We start from the raw sequence: 16,735 nt of genomic DNA, 5'->3' as shown, positions 1-16,735 counted from the left end.
TCAAAGACCTCATGAAAAAGCTATTGATTTTTGCCACCCTTTTGCTGACGGGGTGCCGGGAAAATCTATTGGATACGTCTCCTTATGACTCGGTAAGTTCGGCTACCATGTGGACGACGGATAATTTAACCGATCTTGGCGTTACGGGTGTTTATAATGCCCTGCGTTTGAACATCAATACGAGTGCCGCCTCTGGAAACGAACTGTATCAGTTAGACCGTTTTTCTACGGGCGGACAGGGCCGGGACGCAGATGCCCTGCTGATGGGGACTATTACTACCTCCAGTGCTCTTTTTAGTGATAACTACCGGCAGCTCTTCGAGGGCGTAAACCGAGCCAACGATGCCATAGTCAACATTCCGGCTAAATCTCCCTCAACGGCTGAGAAAAAGGCCCGACTGGTAGCAGAATGCAAATTCTTACGGGCGTATTTCTACCTCCGACTCAATCAGTTATACAAAGGCGTACCGCTTTTTTTAGAACCCATCACTCCGGAAAATGCCCAGAGGGCTCGTTCGACGGAAACCGAAATCTGGAACGCGGTAATTGCCGATTTAACCGATGCCATTAATGAACCTAACTTGCCCGCCAAGTACGCCAAAGGCAATGGTTTATATGGACACATTACGAAAGGAGCCGCTTACGCTTTACGGGGAAAAGCGTATTTGTATCTGCAAAAGTGGGCTGAAGCAGCCGCTGATTTTAGCAAGGTAAAAGAAGCGGGTTATGCCTTGTTTTCGGATTATAAAACACTCTTCAAACTGGCCAACGAGCAAAGCGATGAGATGATTTTCTCAATTCAGCACATCGCCGTGAGTGGTTCGGGTTCGACTACGCAATTCTTTTGCGGCACCCGCTCTTCCTTTGGTTCTTGCTGGAATAACTTCCTGGTGTCGCCCAACGTGGTTGATCTCTACGAAAATGCCGATGGGTCCCCCTTCAACTGGGATGCCGTTCTGCCGGGATATAGCCGGATGACTCCTGCCCAGCGGGAAGTATTTTTCCTGCGTAATAATTTGACGACCAACGAAATGACGGCGGCCCGCAACCGGGGAGCGGACATGAGCCAGTACCTGCCAACGGGTAATGAAGAGCGGATTTTAAAAGCTTACGCCAATCGAGACCCTCGTCTGGCGGCCAATGTGATTACCCCTTACGCTACCTATCTGGGTGTATTCAATAATGCCAATGCTACGGTGACGTCCCGCTGGCCTTACCGGGCCGAGGCGGCAACCAATGGAGATTTACGTACGGATACCCAACCCTATTTTTATTACTTACACCGCAAGTTTGTCTACGAAGGAACCACCGAAACGCTCAACCGTTCGTATGGTCCGATTGACTTTCCCCTGATTCGCTACGCTGATGTGTTGCTGATGTGGGCCGAAGCCTTAAATGAACAGGGCAATACTACGGGAGCTATTGAATTAGTCAATCAGGTGAGAGGACGGGCAGGAGTAGGGCTTCTCAATGCATCCGCTGCGACGACGGTTAGTTCCCAATCGGATTTACGAGAGCGAATTCGCAATGAACGCCGCCGGGAGTTTGTGAATGAAGGGATCAGTTTCTTCGATGAAATGCGTTGGAAAACCTGGAAAGAAACCGTGTTCTACTCGGGAGCGGGGATTAAGCAGGTATGGGGAGCTAATGTGCAGACCTACTCATGGAAGGGTGATTATATCTATACCTGGCCCATTCCACAGACGGAAATTGAAATGAATCCTGTACTGACTCAGAATCCGGGTTGGGTCAATTAATGTTCGCCCGAGAAAAGGACTCCCTTTTCTCGGGTTACTACTTATTCCACTTAACCTATTATTTGCTACCAGTGATCATTCATCCATTATTCAGTGGATGAATGATCTTTCTAAAAATTCGTATATACATATGCGTTATTTATTACTGCTATGGGTTTTTCTTCCCACCTTGACTTTTGCTCAGAGCAAATCGCCCTATCAAACGTTGGTGTGGTCCGATGAATTTAGCTACCAGGGCTTACCCGATCCCAAGAAGTGGAATTACGAAGAAGGATTCGTTCGCAACAAGGAACCTCAATACTACACCAAGGAACGCCTGCAAAACATCCGGGTCGAAAACGGAACATTAATCATTGAGGCCCGTAAGGAGTCGTATCCGCTTCAAAAAAGTGGCTCGGCTAATGCTCAACGGGCTGGTCAAAGCGTGGCAGGCTATACATCAGCCAGCATTATGACGCTGGGGAAGAAAACCTGGAAGTATGGACGGTTTGAAGTTCGGGCTAAAGTTCCCAAAGGCAAAGGCTCCTGGCCCGCGTTCTGGATGAAGGGGGCCAATAACCCTACCGTCAAGTGGCCGTTTTGCGGAGAAATTGATGTGATGGAATATGCCGGAAAAGATTCTACCCAGGTGTACGGAACAGTGCACTACGCTGATTCGACCGATCAGTATCGTTACGAAGGAAAGAAACCTTCTGTAGGAGCCCCTTACGAAGGCTTTCATATTTACGCGGCGGAATGGTACGAAGACCGTATTGAGTTTTATTATGATGATTTGAAATACTTTGTCTTTGATCTGGCGAAAGCTCAGAAAGGCTCTGAAAATCCTTTTCAGAAAGACTTCTACCTGATGTTAAATCTGGCGTTGGGCCGGCAGGGAACCATGGCAGGTCCCCTGTACGACGAAATTCTACCATTAACCTACGTGGTGGATTATGTACGAGTCTACCAATAAAACCAATGTATGCGAAAGCTATTTCTTACGCTTTGGGGCTTGGGCTGCTGTCTGAGTCTTTGGGGTCAAAACAAACTAAGTTTACAGCAGGGCTGGGATTTTCACTTTGCCTATGACGTACGGCAAAAATTGAATAATCCCGTCATTAATGTACCGCATACCTGGAATGCGGGGGAGGTAGCCGCCGGAAAAATGGATTATACCCGTACGGCAGCTATTTATAAGAAAACCCTTCTACTGGATTCGGCCTGGAAAGATAAAAGACTGTTTCTCTATTTTGAGGGGGTAAACTCGGTGGCAGATGTGTTCATCGATCAACAGTGGGTAGGTAACCATAAAGGCGGATATACAGCTTTCTGTTTTGAAATTACTCCTTTTATAAAAGCAGGAAAAAATCCGCTTATCACCGTTCAGGTTAGCAATGAACATCGGCTGGACGTGCTGCCCTTAACGGGGGATTTCAACGTATATGGAGGCATTCATCGGCCCGTATGGTTACTTATCAAGGAGAAAAACTGTATTTCCCCGCTGCACTTCGCTTCTTCAGGCGTTTATGTGACCCAGCATAACGTGAGTGAGAAAACGGCTGATGTTTTCATAAAGACCCAACTTTCCTTATCCGACCCATCGCGGAAAACCGAGGTTCGCACGTCGATCTTGGATGCCCAGGGGAAAACAGTGGCCCAGCGAAAAGATCCGGCAGGACTTGAACAGAAATTCACCCTTGAAAAACCGCACCTCTGGAATGCCCGCCAGGACCCGTATCTCTACCGGGTGAAAACGGAGTTAATTGTCGATGGCCAGGGGGTAGAAAGTCACACGGAACCACTGGGAATTCGCTCAATACGGGTCGATGCGAACGAAGGTTTTTTTCTGAATGGGAAAAAGCTGGACTTACACGGATTCGGCTATCATGAAGATGTATCAGGGAAAGGCTCAGCCTATGAGCCGGTAGATTACTTAAAGGACATGGACCTAGTGATGGAAAGTGGAGCTACGTCCATGCGACTGACGCATTATCCGCACGGAAAATCCTGGTATGAGCTCAGTGATGAGAAGGGACTGATTCTCTGGTCGGAAATTCCCCTGGTGGGGCCGGGTGGGTATACTGGCATGGGCTATATTAAAAGCAAAGCTTTGGAGGACCACGCCCGGCAAGTCATGCAGGAACTCATTCGTCAGCATTACAATCACCCATCCATTTGTTTCTGGGGCTTGTTTAATGAACTCAAGCTAGATTACGATGATCCGGTTCCGTTTCTAAAAGAGCTAAACCAGTTGGTTAAAACGGAAGATTCTACCAGAATAACCACTTGTGCCAGCTTCTTGGATCGGGATACTTTTAACGAAGTATCGGATGTGATTGCCTGGAATAAATACTACGGGTGGTATGGCGGTTCTTTCGAACAAATAGGAAGCTGGGCGGATCAGACCCACCGGGCTTATCCGGCTAAACCGATTGCCGTCAGCGAGTACGGAGCCGGAGCGAGTATTCGGCACCATCAGGAAAACCTTCAGCCCGTAGAACCTACCGGACGGTTTCACCCCGAAGAGTGGCAGACGGCCTATCACGAAAAAAACTGGGAAGAACTTCGCAAAAGACCTTTCATTTGGGGAAAATACGTCTGGGTATTGGCAGACTTTGGTTCCTCCATCCGCACCGAGGGTGATCAGGATGCCCTCAACGATAAAGGATTGGTTACCTATGATCGTAACATTCGAAAGGATGCCTTCTACTTTTATAAAGCGAACTGGAATACGGCTCCGATGCTCTATCTGGCCGAACGCCGGAACGTTCTACGTCAGCAGTCGGTAACAACAGTTAAAGTATTTACCACCCTGAAGGAAGCGGAGTTATGGGTCAATGGGGTATCTCAGGGCCGACAAAAAGCGGATGACCTGCACCGCATGAGTTGGCCAGGTATTCAACTGAAGCCCGGAAAAAATACGATTTTAGTGAAGTCAGGATCTCTGGAAGATACCGGGGAGTGGTATTTAAAATCGCCCGTTCCCTTACGCTAAGGTTAATCCCTAATGCAGTAGCTTATGAAAATTTTAACCTCTATTCTTTTACTGCTTTCGCTTTGGGGGTATAGTCAGCCCCCTATTATTCCTTTACCCGCTTCTTACCAACGGGTCAAAGGAACTTTTACGCTCAGTGAGCACACCAGGCTAGTTGTAGAAGATTCTGCATTCCAGCCCGCTGCTCGTTACCTGGAAAAAGAAATGCAAAGGCGATGGGGACTCAAACGGTCTCAAAATTCCGCCACAAAAGGCCCAACCCTGGTTATCAAGGCGGGTCTGCCAGCCAGAGAAGGTTCCTATGCATTAGTAATGAACGAAGGTTCCGTGGTCCTGACGGCATCGAGCCCACAGGGAGCTTTTTATGGGGTAGTGTCCTTCCTGCAATTAGCGACTGAAAGCCGGAAGGTCCCCTGCTGGAATCTGAAGGATTCGCCTTTATACGGGTACCGAGGCTTTATGCTGGATGAATCCCGGCACTTTTTTGGAGTAACTAAAGTAAAGGCGTTACTCGATGAGATGGCTTACTACAAGCTAAACCGTTTTCACTGGCATTTAACCGATGAACCCGGCTGGCGAATGGAAATTAAAGCCTATTCCCGGCTGGCGTTGGTGGGAGGTGTAGGTACGGCAACCGACTCACTAAAACCAGCTCAGTATTATACGCAGCAGCAGATCAAAGAGATCGTAAGCTATGCCGCTGAGCGTTACATTACCGTCATTCCCGAAGTAGACATGCCGGGTCATGCGACGGCGGCTAACAAAGCTTACCCGGCTTACAGTGGGGGAGGCTCCCCGGCACACCCGGAGTTTACCTTTAATCCTGGTAAAGAAGAGACGTATACGTATTTGTCTGCCATTCTTAAAGAGGTGAGTTCGCTGTTTCCTGCACGCATGATTCACATCGGGGGCGATGAAGTAAGTTTTGGGAATGAGAAATGGATGAAAGATGCGGCTATTACCCGGCTCATGAAACAGGAAAAATTATCAACTGCTTTAGAAGTAGAGCATTATTTCCTTCGCCGGATGGCCGATACGCTTCGCAATCGTCAGGTGGAAGTCCTAGGCTGGGATGAAGTAATCGAGGCCGGGCTACCCGTCGATCATACGTTAGTCTACTGGTGGCGGCACGATCATCCCGAGCAGTTAGAGGCAGCTTTACGAAAAAAATACCGCGTGGTGCTTTGCCCCCGACTTCCCTTTTATTTCGACTTTGTTCAGGACAGTACACACCGGGTGGGGCGGCGGTGGGCAGGAGCTTTTAACCCGCTAAAGGCTGTCTATGAATTCAACGCCGAGCATTATCCGGGGGTAAAGGATCATCCAGGTCAGGTGCTGGGTTTACAGGCCAACGTATGGACAGAAACCATTTCTACTGCGGAACGGCTGGATTTTATGGTTTTCCCCCGCCTGCTGGCTCTTGCGGAAGCCTGTTGGAGTCCCCGCAAAGACTTTAAAGCCTTCCAGCGGCGGTTGAGTGGACATCTGAGCCAATTGAGAAAACAGGATATTCATTACTTCGATCCGATTAATCCTCAGGCAAGCCCCGAATTAGTGCATTAAGATTACCCATGTCAGGAACCCTGATTCGCCGGAGTGATCTTAAAAAGATTTTGGTTAAAAGTAGTATGCTCACCAGCCTGCATTCCGCTCTACAAGAGTCGAATGCAGGCTTTTTTATGATTTTCTCCCCTTTTACTTCGGATTCTCCTCCCTTCAAAAAAGGCCTGCTCTGTAGTTTTGGTTGAGTGATAAACAATTGCTTTCTAAACTAAAACAATCTATGAAATACCTGTATGTACTCAGTTTTTTGCTGCTGGGTTTCTCCGGCTGGGGCCAGGCCACTGGCGATTTTAAAATCATTATGGACCGCATCTTTGCGGGACTTCAGGCGGGAACCAATGTAACCACGCTAGATGCTTCTACCGCTAGCTTACTGTCGTCAATCAATGCTGATGGTTCCTGGTCAGACATTGACTATTCCAATGCCAGTACTCCTTCGGGCTGGGCTCCCGGCACGCACTTCACACGAATGAATACCCTAGCCAAGGCGTATTCTAATACCAGCAGCAGTTATTACGGAAATACCCAGGTCCGCCAGGCCGTCATTCATACCATGAATTACTGGCTGAGCCTGGATCCGGCTCCGGTAAGTTCCAACTGGTTTTATTACGCCATTACCTTACCCAAAGACATTGGCAACGCCTTAATTTATATGCGATACGGTCCACAGCCGGGTCTTGATGCCAGTTTGGAAAGCCAAATGATTACCTGGATGACCAAGGGGGTGAACATTACGACTTCACCGGGTAATACAGGTTCCAATTTGACCGATATTGCTCAGCATTACATCATGCGGGCGTGTCTGACGCAAAATGCCACTCCTTTATCGCAGGCCGTTACTGAAACGGGCAAGACACTAGTAATAACTTCGGGCGAAGGCATCCAGGCTGATTATTCGTACACGGCTCACGGTCAGCAGTTATACATCTACGGATACGGGCGGGAGTTTGTCTCAGGGGTTTGCAACATCGGCACCTATGTAACCGGGACTTCCTACAATTTTACCGCCCAGCAGATCGCCGTTTTTTCGTCGTATGTACGAAAAGGCTTTATGCAGGTAGCCCGGGGAAGATACAATGACTTTAACGTCTATGGCCGGGGCATTACTCGTCCCAACACAGGAATGGCGGATGCGAATTTGATTGAAAGAGTCAAAGGGATAGATCTATCGACTTATGCTTCGGAATACGATGCTGCCCTGAGTCGTATGCGTGGGCAGGCGGCTCCTTCGTACCTGATAAATGCTCAGCATCAGCACTATTGGCGAACCGATTACACGCTTCACCAGCGGCCAGGGTATCTCTTTGGACTGCGTAGCGTCTCTTCCCGAACGGCTAAATCCGAAAGCGGGAATAATGAAAACCTAAAAGGGTATTACTTAACGGAAGGCGTCAATTTCATTGGTGTGGAAGGAGATGAGTACTATAATATCTATCCGGTGTGGGATTGGAATAAGCTGCCGGGAATCACGGTTCCTGAAATCACCACCTATCCGGTTCGAACGAGCTGGGGCGTAAATCCTGGCATGACCTCTTTTGTGGGCGGCGTATCCGATGGAACCTACGGGGTGAGTTGCTACCGAATGAACGATTACAGTACCACGGCTCGTAAGGGTTGGTTTTTCTTTGACGACGAAGTGGTTTGTTTGGGAGCAGGCATTTCATCGTCGGCTACTCAGGCTATTAATACCACGCTGAATCAGTGTCTGTTAACGGGCCCCGTCACAGTTTCCGACGGCAATAATGCTGCTGTTGTTCCATCGGGAGATTATACCTATGCTGGTGGAACCGTCAAATGGATTCATCACGATCAGGTTGGGTACTACTTCCCGAGTGCCTCGCCACTCCGAGTGCGTCAGGCCGCTCAGACGGGTAGCTGGAGCAGCATTAACGCGGGTTACGCTTCCGATGTCATTAGTAAAGACGTATTTAAGCTATGGATTCCTCACGGCACCTCTCCCGCGAATACTAGCTACGCCTACGTCGTTTTACCGGGTAAAAACGCTACCGAGATGGCCGCCTATTCAGGAAGCCACCTTTCGATTATCGCTAATACGCCAGCCGTACAAATCGTTGACAATCGGACCCTTGATCTATGGCAGGTCATTTTTTACGAAGCCGGAAGCTTTAGTGCTCAGGGTATTACCCTGAAAGTAGATAAACCCTGTACGCTACTGCTCAAGAACGTAACTACTTCTGAGGTAGCGATTGTGGCTGCTGATCCCAATCAGACCGCGACGACCTTAAAAGTGGGACTTTCATCGGCGGCTTTACCGGTCATGAAAGAGGTGAAATTTACGCTTCCTCAAGCCAATGGTACCGCTGGTAGTAGTGTGGAAGGCCTAATCAACAGTTCATCGCCCAACTATACGGAACCCGTCGCCGATAGCCCCGTAACCCTGACCGCTATTGCTGATACCTACGTACGGGACGGAGCGGCCTATCAACAGTCCAATTACGGCACTGCGTCCACGCTGGCTATTAAAAACGATGCCGAAGGGTATAAAAGGGAAGTCTACCTGAAATTTGATTTAAGCGGTTTTAATGCTCCTTTAGATAGTGCAATTTTACGTCTGCGAGTCAATAATGCCAATGCCACGGTTACCAACACCACCTGGGAATTTTACGACGTAGCGGATAATTCCTGGACAGAAACGGGACTGACGTGGTCAAACCGGCCTCTGCCCGGCGGTAAGATTGGTGAAGTAAAAGGGGCCGTAGCGGGAACGTATGTAACGTTGAAAATTACCAACGCAGTTCGGGCCCGGCTGGCCAAGGACCAAATCCTGACCTTACGTGTTTCTTCTTCCGCCTACGGAAGTACCACCGATGCCCAGTTTACCGCCCGGGAAAATGCAAATGCCAGTCAGCGGCCTCAGCTTACGTTGTATCCCAGCGTAGTAGCGTATGACCAAGAGTTAGCCCGGGTTACTTCGGTAGCGGATGCCTACGTGCAGGGCGGAGCTAGTGCGGCTACTAATTATGGTTCCCAAACGGTATTAACCCTTAAAAATGACGCAAGTGATAACACCAAACGAGAGGTATTTTTGAAATTTGATCTGGCGAGTTTGCCTTCAACCGCTGGTCAGGTTCTCTTACAACTCTACGTTCCCTACGCCGGAGCCAGTATTACCCAAACTACCTGGGAATGCTATGAGGTTGCCGACCAAACCTGGACTGAAAGCGGAATTACCTGGAATACCAAGCCTTCGCCTTCCTTGAAACTGGGCGAGATTTTGGGCACATCGGCGGGAAACTTCGTGACGCTGGATGTAACAGAATGGGTTCGTAATAAACAAAGACTTAGTGGGGGAGCTAACCCATTATTGGGTAGTATCAAAATCATTTCTACGTACTCGGGCAGTACAACGGATGCCCAGTTTTCTTCCCGCGAGCAAAGCAACACCACCTTTCGCCCGCAGTTGATTGCGAAAGCTGCTGCCCAATCGTTACCCGTAGTATTAACGCATTTTGAGGGTAAGCGTCTGTCTGAGGAATCTATTGAGTTGAACTGGGCGACCGCTCAGGAGAAAAACAACCGCTATTTCCAACTGGAAAGAAGCAGAGATGCTCAGAATTTCGAGCGTATTTACCAGCTTGTAGGCCAGGGGACGGTTCAAAAGCGGACGTACTACCAATATGTAGATGCCGCAAAAGGAGGGACTTTTTATTACCGACTTCGGCAGACGGATGAGGATGGAAAGCAGACCGTGTCGCGAATCATTGCCGTGACCAGTCCCGCCCCAGTTCTTACCATAGGCCCTAATCCCACGAGTGGATGGGTTCGATTGAACCTGAATCAGGAGCCTACCGAACCCCTGACGGTCGATTTGTATTCATCTACGGGTCAGCACCTGGGGCGTCAAAGCGAACAAAAGGCAATCTTTGACTTCGACTTATCAGGCCTGATGAAAGGGGTGTATCTCTTGAAAATAAGCTATCAAAATCAAATGCAAACGCTTCGCATTTTACGCCACTAGCAGGTTTGCTAAAGTGATAGAGTCAATGCCAAAGGGGCTACAAAAGTTAAGTGACTTTGACATCTACTCAACTTTTGTAGCCCATGTCTTTTTAAGAGAAGCCAAATGCTCGGAGCTATAACGTATTAATTTCCAGATGAACGTCGGATAGGCTTTAATTGAGTGATAGCTATAATCACCCTGCTTCTGGAAAATAGATAATGATTTAAAGTATACCCGATCAGGTATACTTTAAATCATTATCTATTTTTTATACCCGATCGGTTATATTTATAAATAAAACAGGCTATATTGTACCCGAAAGGGTATATTATGAACTTGGCAACGTTTATCAAAGAAAGGCGTAAAGCTGTCCATTTAACGCAACCAGAACTAGCCGAAAAAGCGGGCGTAGGCTTACGCTTTGTTCGAGAGCTTGAGCAGGGAAAACAGACGCTGCGTTTGGATAAAGTAAATCAGGTGCTGCAATTATTTGGATATGAGGTCGGACCAGTCCTCATGAATCGCGATCATGAATCATGAGAAAGGCAACCATAAAAATGGGTACCCAGGTAGCGGGTTGGCTGACCCAGGATGAAAATGGGTATCATTTCATCTACGATTCAGACTATCTGAAAAACCAGGGAGTTAAGCCTATCAGTTTAACATTGCCCTTACAGGAGAAAGCTTTTACCTCCAATGTTTTATTCCCATTTTTCGATGGACTCATTCCAGAGGGCTGGTTACTGGAGATCGCAGAGAAAAACTGGAAACTTAATCCCAGAGATCGCATGGGTTTATTACTGGCTTGCTGTAAAGATTGCATTGGGGCGGTCAGTGTAGAAGAAGTGAAGGAGGAAGACGTATGAAAAGGTGCTTATTCTGTTATAAACCTTTGGAAGAGGAGACAGGCGATTTTCATGGAGCCTGCTCTAAAAAAATATTTGGCCGATCTACCGCTCCCGATTTACCCTATTCGGAAGCTGATTTGGAACCCCTGGCAAAAGAGGTCATTCAAAGTCAAACAGCCGTAACGGGTGTACAGGCTAAATTATCTATTCACATCACGGAAAACAGTATTGGTTCTCAACGATTTACCATCGTTGGTTTGTGGGGCGGATACATTTTAAAGCCTCCTACGCCGTTTTATCCTCAATTACCAGAAGTAGAGGACCTGACGATGCACTTGGCTCAGCTGGCGAAGATTAAAACGGCTCCACACAGCTTAATTAGGTTAACTTCAGGCCATTTAGCTTACGTTACCAAACGTATAGATCGAACCCCGAAAGGAAAGTTAGCCATGGAAGACATGTGTCAACTGACCGAACGGCTAACCGAGGATAAATACCAGGGTAGCTATGAACAAATCGCAAAAACTATTCAAAAATTTTCTGCGAATCCAGGTCTGGATGTCGTAAATTTCTTTGAACTGGTGCTGTTTTCTTTTCTGACGGGAAATGCAGATATGCATCTAAAGAACTTCTCCCTGCTGGAACAGCCTCCCTTGGGAATGGCACTTGCTCCGGCCTACGACCTGGTAAATACGGCCTTAGTTAACCCCGCCGATCAGGAAGAGCTAGCTCTTACTTTGAATGGGAAAAAGAAAAAAATCAAAAGGCAGGATTTTGTCACAGCCATGCGTACGCTGAAGATAGAAGAACGGCAGCAGACCAATATCTTTAAAAAGATGGAAAAAGCATTTCCTCAATGGCTCCATCAAATCGAGATCAGTTTTTTGAGCGAAGACTTTAAAGAACAGTACAGACAGATTATGAGTGATCGGTGGCAGAGGATAAAGGCTTTTAATTCAGATGTTTATGATTAATAATGATATCATAATTATATTAAAAATGGTATTAAATTTATATAAATAATATATCATTAATAGCTGCTTTTAGCATTACTCATGGACTTGTAATGTTTTCTTCTGATTTTTCAAATCGTTTGTTCTATGAATATAAACATCCCGAAAGTTTTAAAACTTTCGGGATGTTGTACCCAAGGTAACAGGCTCGTCATATAGCTTTAAGGGGTCGTTTTTTCGGCGAAAAGCTTAGCTTACCAACGTTTAATCCGTTAGCTGGTATAAAAGTCAGCCTAGTCCAGCCGGATTGAGCCATTTTCACGCCCTTCCAGGTTGATCCAATCCTTTGCTTTCAAAAATCTTATCTAGTTAGCAGGGTAAGGAATGGCTACTCCACTGCCCAGAGGCTCTCCTAAATTGGGAAGGCCATTCGCTTGCCAGGTAAACTTTTGTGCCCTTGGTGAGCGAGCGGCCCCGCAACCTTGACCCGATTGCGAATTAGCATGCTATAAAATTCAGTCCTCTTTCCCATTCGGAGGTTTGAAGAAACAATGATGACCCGGAGCAAATACATGGCGAGAAGGAGCCTGTTGAAAGATGGGAAGTGCATTTTTCTTCCATGACTTCGCATCCAATAGATTAGCTCCGTCAGTGACAGAAAGCATAACCCACGGAGTTTCTACGGTACTAGGATTTGGAGTGCCCATTCCTTAGAGGGTCTTTGTCTTCTTGAACGAAGGCAGTTGAGGGAATTCCGCGATACCCCTGATCTGCTATCCAAGGTAAAGTACAGAAATTACTAGCCTTCCTAAAAGTTTTGACATTTAATAATAGAAGCGTTCATAGATTTAATGCGTTATAGCATATAGTGATTAATGATCCATTTAAATAAGGAAATGTTATGATTTGAGGTTTTATAACATTTTTTGAACGGGCGTTTTTAAAATGTTATAAATCACAATTTTATGATTTTCGCCCCTGTGGAATAGTTAATTAATAAAATATTTTAAAATATGGTTTGGTAATTTATGCTTTATTGGAAGCTTGACTTAAACGTAGGCACGGTCGGGTTCGGGGCCCGAAGCTCAGGACAAGTCATCAAAAAACTTTTAGGAGGCTATCTCGCGTCATTCAGCCGAGTGAATATACGCATGAGGCAATCCCTTCTGAATCATTCGAGATTATTTTCACTACTTATGTAAGACTCCGCATCCTTACTTTTTGCACAATCAAGTAAAAGGGCATACGCATGAAACCTGAAGTAGAATAATGGTTAAAGAGCGAAATCGGTCATGTTTTGGACGTAATCGTACAGAATCTCCTTCATTGTTTCTGATGGCTCACTTAGTCCATGCCTGCTAACCGTGTAGATATAGGTAATCCCGATCATTCGAACGCTCATTTTTGACCCTTGAGGGATGAGTAAAGCACTTGCTCACCCGAGAAGCATACACTAATGAATATAGCTCAGCGATACAATGCACTGTTTGAAGATGCCCGCGAAAAAATAACGTTGGATCAATATCACTTGGACTCGCTTATCAGTTCATCTTCCGATCAAAGAAGGGGAGTTACCCTAATTGCTCGCCCTAGTAAAACAGTAGTAGACCAGATTCAATGCTTTCTTAAGCCTTTACAAGCCCTTGAGCCTACTCAATACTACTATCCCACATCCGATATTCATATCACCATCTTATCGATCATTTCCTGTTACGAAGGTTTTGCCCTCTCACAGATACAACCCAGCGATTATAGTAACGTAATTAAAGAAGCCTTAAAAGATCAGACCTCTTTTCAACTGGACTTTACAGGCATTACGGCTTCACCCGCAGGCATCATGATTCAGGGATTTTGGCAGGATGATTCTCTTTCCCGAATCCGAAACAGGCTTCGAACGGCCTTTGCTACTACGGCTTTACAGCAAAGTCTGGATGAGCGGTACGTACTCCAGACGGCTCATGCGACGGTAATGAGATTTCAATCGCCCCTCCAGCGGAAAGAAGAACTTTTAAATTATCTCTTGGAACACCGAACCCATGTCTTTGGTACCACTGGCGTAGATACCCTTGAATTGGTAAGTAATGATTGGTACATGAAAGAAAAGCAGCTACAAACTCTGGATCGCTTTTCCTTACAATGAAGGTTTAGCCCTTCACCTGGGTTAATTACTAGTTTTTACCCTTCATGCTTCCGGGATTCAACTCTAATGGCGGTGATAGGCCCTAAGCCAATACACTAACCATTGGTATCCTAGCCACAATGGCTCAGCACGAGCGGAAGTTAATTGCCGACCGCACCAAGAAAGCTCTGGTCGAGAAAAAGAAACGGGGCTTTGTGCTGGGAACTCTGGCTGACCTGCATGCCTCTATATTACAGCTTGAATGTATTCCTTAATCGGTCAAGTCTCAGATTAACTAATTGCTAGAATTTGTTAGCCAAGGAGGTAACATAGCATTTTTCTTTCAACTGATTCATGGCTTCTAAACCTATCTATTTAATCGATTTAAGAATCCATTCCGTTAACATTCGGGCCAAGGTTGTATTTGGAACAAAATGAGGTACTACGCTAATGATAATGATCCAGAATAATCTTTTTGATAGAACAGCCAAGTGCACTGACCAAATAAGGCTTTTAACTTCTTTGATCGTATAAGATCCCTTTATCTTAATACCATCTGCTTCGAATTCTTGTATTTCTCTGTCCATGGGGGGTGTGTTTTTGATGACGCAAAGGTTTCGCAAACAGAGGCTGGAAAAAAGGACAGGAAATTCGATTTTGTAAGACAAAATTAAAATAGACTACTTAATATACTGATTTACAGCGATTTGTTTTGTCTTACAAAATTATTAGATTTGAGAGAGCAATTAAACATTTCAAAATGCCATACAAAAATGTGGGAAGACCCACTTTATCGGATCGAGGAGAGGCTTCACGAGTTGTCAATTTTCGCTTGACGCAGCAGCAATATGATATGCTACGTAGATTACATGATTCGAGAGATACTTCTTACTGGACAGGAGAAGATTTGACCTTTTCTGAAATGGTACGAAGAATCCTATTGCATTCGCCTATTTCTATAAATGTTCCTTCCCTTGAGCAATCCGTTCATAGATATTCATCAGAATTCAATGAGATGAAGCGGTTACTGAATAAAAAGAAGGACCTTCCGGGCTATGAAGAGTTAACTGCTGCATTGGAACAGTTTACTCAGAGGTTAGAAACTTTAGAAAAAAGAGTGGATGAAATTCATTTAAAGCCTATCGCAGAACTGAACTAGTCATCTATTCATCATTTATACTGTATTAATCCGATGAAAATTAATCCTATCCCAGATGTACTTCCTCAAGCGATAGATGCATCTGTTCAAAACGAACTGAATAGGCTTTCTGAAATAGTGAGCGAATTTACCAACCTGGGGATGCACCTCTATGCGTGGGATTTGGAACAAGCTAAAGGGGGTGAAGAAAATATACCTCCTTTATTATTATTTAGAAATATCCTTGAATTGTTAGATTCAATCGCCATTCTTATCAGGCACTCATCTACTGATCCCTGTAAGCTCATCATCAGAACTATCCTTGAGTCAAAGTTTTATTTAGATTATCTTTTTAAAGAGCTTACGTATCAACGGAGTATGGCCTATCTAGTTTGGCATACCCATGAAGAGATCAATGTATTGAATAAATACAGTAGTGATACTGCCCAAGGCAAAGCATTCCAGCAAACGTTAGATGCTGACCAACGGTTCAACATTAACGTATCAGAACTTGCCAAGAAATTTGAGATTGAGAAGATGATAACTAGTAAAATGACTATGCTGGGCTATCCTCAATTTATTGACGCAGAACAAGAGTATCAAAAGGTTAAAAAAACTAGAAATCATATCTTCTGGTATCATCTCTATAATGGTCCTACCAGCATTAAGAAATTAGCTGAGTACCTAGGTGAATCTGCCCTCTATGAGATGCACTATGGGGGACACTCCGGCAGTATCCATGGAACAAAAGTGATGCATGGGCTCTATAACAAACCTGCTGAAGGGATGACAGAGTTTGTTCAAATCAGATACGCTAGAGATGCTAAAAGTGTTGTCAAAGAAGCATTAACCTTTTGCCTTTCAACATTTAACCTATATTTAGAAAACCGAGTACCCCAGAAAAGACCAGAATACCTCTCTCTCTATCGGTTGATAAGAGGTGATTTTTTAACTTTGTAATCGTATTTGATGAATTTTCTTTTATCTACTCTATTGAGACAGTACCATTACTAGTACTGATCACCCCAAGGACTTAACGCTTCAGTTGATAGGGCTTAATGAGCAATTCGGCAGGTAATCGTAGCAATTCACTGAATTTACGAATCATCGTCAGCGAAAGAGCTTGCTTATAATGCAGCACTTTACTTACGGTTGAATCATCTCCGTACGCACGAGCCAGATCCGCTGGTTTATAGCCGAAATCTTCCATCCGGATTTTAATCAGCTCTACGGGATCGGCCTCCGGTAGTTCATCTTCTACCAGCTTTTGTTCGTAATCGCTTATCAGCCGAACTAGAAGTCGTTTCTCTTTATGCTCGATGCTTCCTGGTTCAGCATACTTAATTTCCTGATAACGAGCCATGGCAGCCTCGTAATCAGTTTCACTTTCAATAAGAAACCACTGTTGAGTGATCATTTTTT

Annotated in this window: 14 protein-coding genes; 12 read left to right on the top strand and 2 right to left on the bottom strand. The window is 45.6% G+C overall.

Annotated elements, in window-relative coordinates:
• The first annotated feature begins 11 nt into the window (after nucleotides 1–11).
• The 8 genes from QE357_RS20450 to QE357_RS20415 all read left to right on the top strand — a co-directional run bounded on the left by QE357_RS20450 (nucleotide 12) and on the right by QE357_RS20415 (nucleotide 12,077).
• Nucleotides 12–1,757 (top strand): RagB/SusD family nutrient uptake outer membrane protein, encoded by a 1,746-nt coding sequence (locus tag QE357_RS20450; protein WP_309711662.1) that lies wholly within the window; start codon nucleotides 12–14, stop codon nucleotides 1,755–1,757.
• 130 nt (nucleotides 1,758–1,887) lie between these two features.
• Nucleotides 1,888–2,709, top strand: coding sequence for a glycoside hydrolase family 16 protein (locus tag QE357_RS20445; protein ID WP_309711659.1), 822 nt, complete (start codon nucleotides 1,888–1,890; stop codon nucleotides 2,707–2,709).
• Between the two features lie 9 nt (nucleotides 2,710–2,718).
• Nucleotides 2,719–4,731 carry a glycoside hydrolase family 2 TIM barrel-domain containing protein gene (locus tag QE357_RS20440; protein WP_309711656.1) on the top strand — a complete coding sequence of 671 codons (2,013 nt, stop codon included), beginning with the start codon at nucleotides 2,719–2,721 and terminating at the stop codon, nucleotides 4,729–4,731.
• Nucleotides 4,732–4,755: 24 nt separating this feature from the next.
• Entirely contained in the window at nucleotides 4,756–6,294 is a 1,539-nt protein-coding gene (locus QE357_RS20435; protein WP_309711652.1) for a beta-N-acetylhexosaminidase, read from the top strand.
• 220 nt (nucleotides 6,295–6,514) lie between these two features.
• Complete coding sequence (locus QE357_RS20430; protein WP_309711649.1) at nucleotides 6,515–10,273, top strand: polysaccharide lyase family 8 super-sandwich domain-containing protein; 3,759 nt, start codon at nucleotides 6,515–6,517, stop codon at nucleotides 10,271–10,273.
• A gap of 312 nt (nucleotides 10,274–10,585) precedes the next feature.
• A complete protein-coding gene (locus QE357_RS20425) occupies nucleotides 10,586–10,795 on the top strand; it encodes a helix-turn-helix transcriptional regulator (RefSeq protein WP_309711646.1) in 210 nt (69 codons plus the stop codon).
• Complete coding sequence (locus QE357_RS20420) at nucleotides 10,792–11,121, top strand: HipA N-terminal domain-containing protein (RefSeq protein ID WP_307144329.1); 330 nt, start codon at nucleotides 10,792–10,794, stop codon at nucleotides 11,119–11,121. Before QE357_RS20425 ends, QE357_RS20420 begins: the two co-directional genes overlap by 4 nt.
• Nucleotides 11,122–11,147: 26 nt before the next feature.
• Nucleotides 11,148–12,077: a HipA domain-containing protein gene (locus QE357_RS20415; RefSeq protein WP_309711639.1), complete on the top strand. Its 930-nt coding sequence runs from the start codon at nucleotides 11,148–11,150 to the stop codon at nucleotides 12,075–12,077.
• Nucleotides 12,078–12,571: 494 nt separating this feature from the next.
• Here QE357_RS20415 and QE357_RS20410 read toward each other — a convergent pair whose 3' ends face one another.
• Nucleotides 12,572–12,721, bottom strand: a complete 150-nt coding sequence (locus tag QE357_RS20410) for a hypothetical protein (RefSeq protein WP_309711636.1) — start codon at nucleotides 12,719–12,721, stop codon at nucleotides 12,572–12,574.
• A gap of 791 nt (nucleotides 12,722–13,512) precedes the next feature.
• Between QE357_RS20410 and QE357_RS20405 the strand changes: the two genes are divergently transcribed.
• The 4 genes from QE357_RS20405 to QE357_RS20390 all read left to right on the top strand — a co-directional run bounded on the left by QE357_RS20405 (nucleotide 13,513) and on the right by QE357_RS20390 (nucleotide 16,273).
• On the top strand, nucleotides 13,513–14,196 hold the full coding sequence (locus tag QE357_RS20405; RefSeq protein WP_309711633.1) for a mutarotase: 684 nt from the start codon (nucleotides 13,513–13,515) through the stop codon (nucleotides 14,194–14,196).
• A gap of 101 nt (nucleotides 14,197–14,297) precedes the next feature.
• Nucleotides 14,298–14,450: a hypothetical protein gene (locus tag QE357_RS20400; protein ID WP_409050276.1), complete on the top strand. Its 153-nt coding sequence runs from the start codon at nucleotides 14,298–14,300 to the stop codon at nucleotides 14,448–14,450.
• A gap of 485 nt (nucleotides 14,451–14,935) precedes the next feature.
• Nucleotides 14,936–15,334 (top strand): hypothetical protein, encoded by a 399-nt coding sequence (locus tag QE357_RS20395; protein ID WP_309711630.1) that lies wholly within the window; start codon nucleotides 14,936–14,938, stop codon nucleotides 15,332–15,334.
• A gap of 33 nt (nucleotides 15,335–15,367) precedes the next feature.
• Nucleotides 15,368–16,273, top strand: a complete 906-nt coding sequence (locus QE357_RS20390; protein ID WP_309711624.1) for a DUF5677 domain-containing protein — start codon at nucleotides 15,368–15,370, stop codon at nucleotides 16,271–16,273.
• A gap of 73 nt (nucleotides 16,274–16,346) precedes the next feature.
• Here the strand turns inward: QE357_RS20390 and QE357_RS20385 are convergent, their stop codons facing one another.
• Nucleotides 16,347–16,730, bottom strand: coding sequence for an XRE family transcriptional regulator (locus QE357_RS20385; protein WP_309711621.1), 384 nt, complete (start codon nucleotides 16,728–16,730; stop codon nucleotides 16,347–16,349).
• Nucleotides 16,731–16,735 lie beyond the last annotated feature (5 nt).

The organism is Siphonobacter sp. SORGH_AS_0500 (assembly GCF_031453245.1).
In the GTDB taxonomy this organism is placed as follows: Bacteria; Bacteroidota; Bacteroidia; order Cytophagales; family Spirosomataceae; genus Siphonobacter.
This window is presented reverse-complemented; position numbering and strand designations above follow the sequence as displayed.

What these genes read in the sequence shown, in the direction of transcription:
- QE357_RS20450 (WP_309711662.1), top strand. Translation starts at nt 12, where the DNA reads ATGAAAAAGCTATTGATTTTTGCCACCCTTTTGCTGACGGGGTGCCGG.
- QE357_RS20445 (WP_309711659.1), top strand. Translation starts at nt 1,888, where the DNA reads ATGCGTTATTTATTACTGCTATGGGTTTTTCTTCCCACCTTGACTTTT.
- QE357_RS20440 (WP_309711656.1), top strand. Translation starts at nt 2,719, where the DNA reads ATGCGAAAGCTATTTCTTACGCTTTGGGGCTTGGGCTGCTGTCTGAGT.
- QE357_RS20435 (WP_309711652.1), top strand. Translation starts at nt 4,756, where the DNA reads ATGAAAATTTTAACCTCTATTCTTTTACTGCTTTCGCTTTGGGGGTAT.
- QE357_RS20430 (WP_309711649.1), top strand. Translation starts at nt 6,515, where the DNA reads ATGAAATACCTGTATGTACTCAGTTTTTTGCTGCTGGGTTTCTCCGGC.
- QE357_RS20425 (WP_309711646.1), top strand. Translation starts at nt 10,586, where the DNA reads ATGAACTTGGCAACGTTTATCAAAGAAAGGCGTAAAGCTGTCCATTTA.
- QE357_RS20420 (WP_307144329.1), top strand. Translation starts at nt 10,792, where the DNA reads ATGAGAAAGGCAACCATAAAAATGGGTACCCAGGTAGCGGGTTGGCTG.
- QE357_RS20410 (WP_309711636.1), bottom strand. Translation starts at nt 12,721, where the DNA reads ATGCTTTCTGTCACTGACGGAGCTAATCTATTGGATGCGAAGTCATGG.
- QE357_RS20405 (WP_309711633.1), top strand. Translation starts at nt 13,513, where the DNA reads ATGAATATAGCTCAGCGATACAATGCACTGTTTGAAGATGCCCGCGAA.
- QE357_RS20395 (WP_309711630.1), top strand. Translation starts at nt 14,936, where the DNA reads ATGCCATACAAAAATGTGGGAAGACCCACTTTATCGGATCGAGGAGAG.
- QE357_RS20390 (WP_309711624.1), top strand. Translation starts at nt 15,368, where the DNA reads ATGAAAATTAATCCTATCCCAGATGTACTTCCTCAAGCGATAGATGCA.
- QE357_RS20385 (WP_309711621.1), bottom strand. Translation starts at nt 16,730, where the DNA reads ATGATCACTCAACAGTGGTTTCTTATTGAAAGTGAAACTGATTACGAG.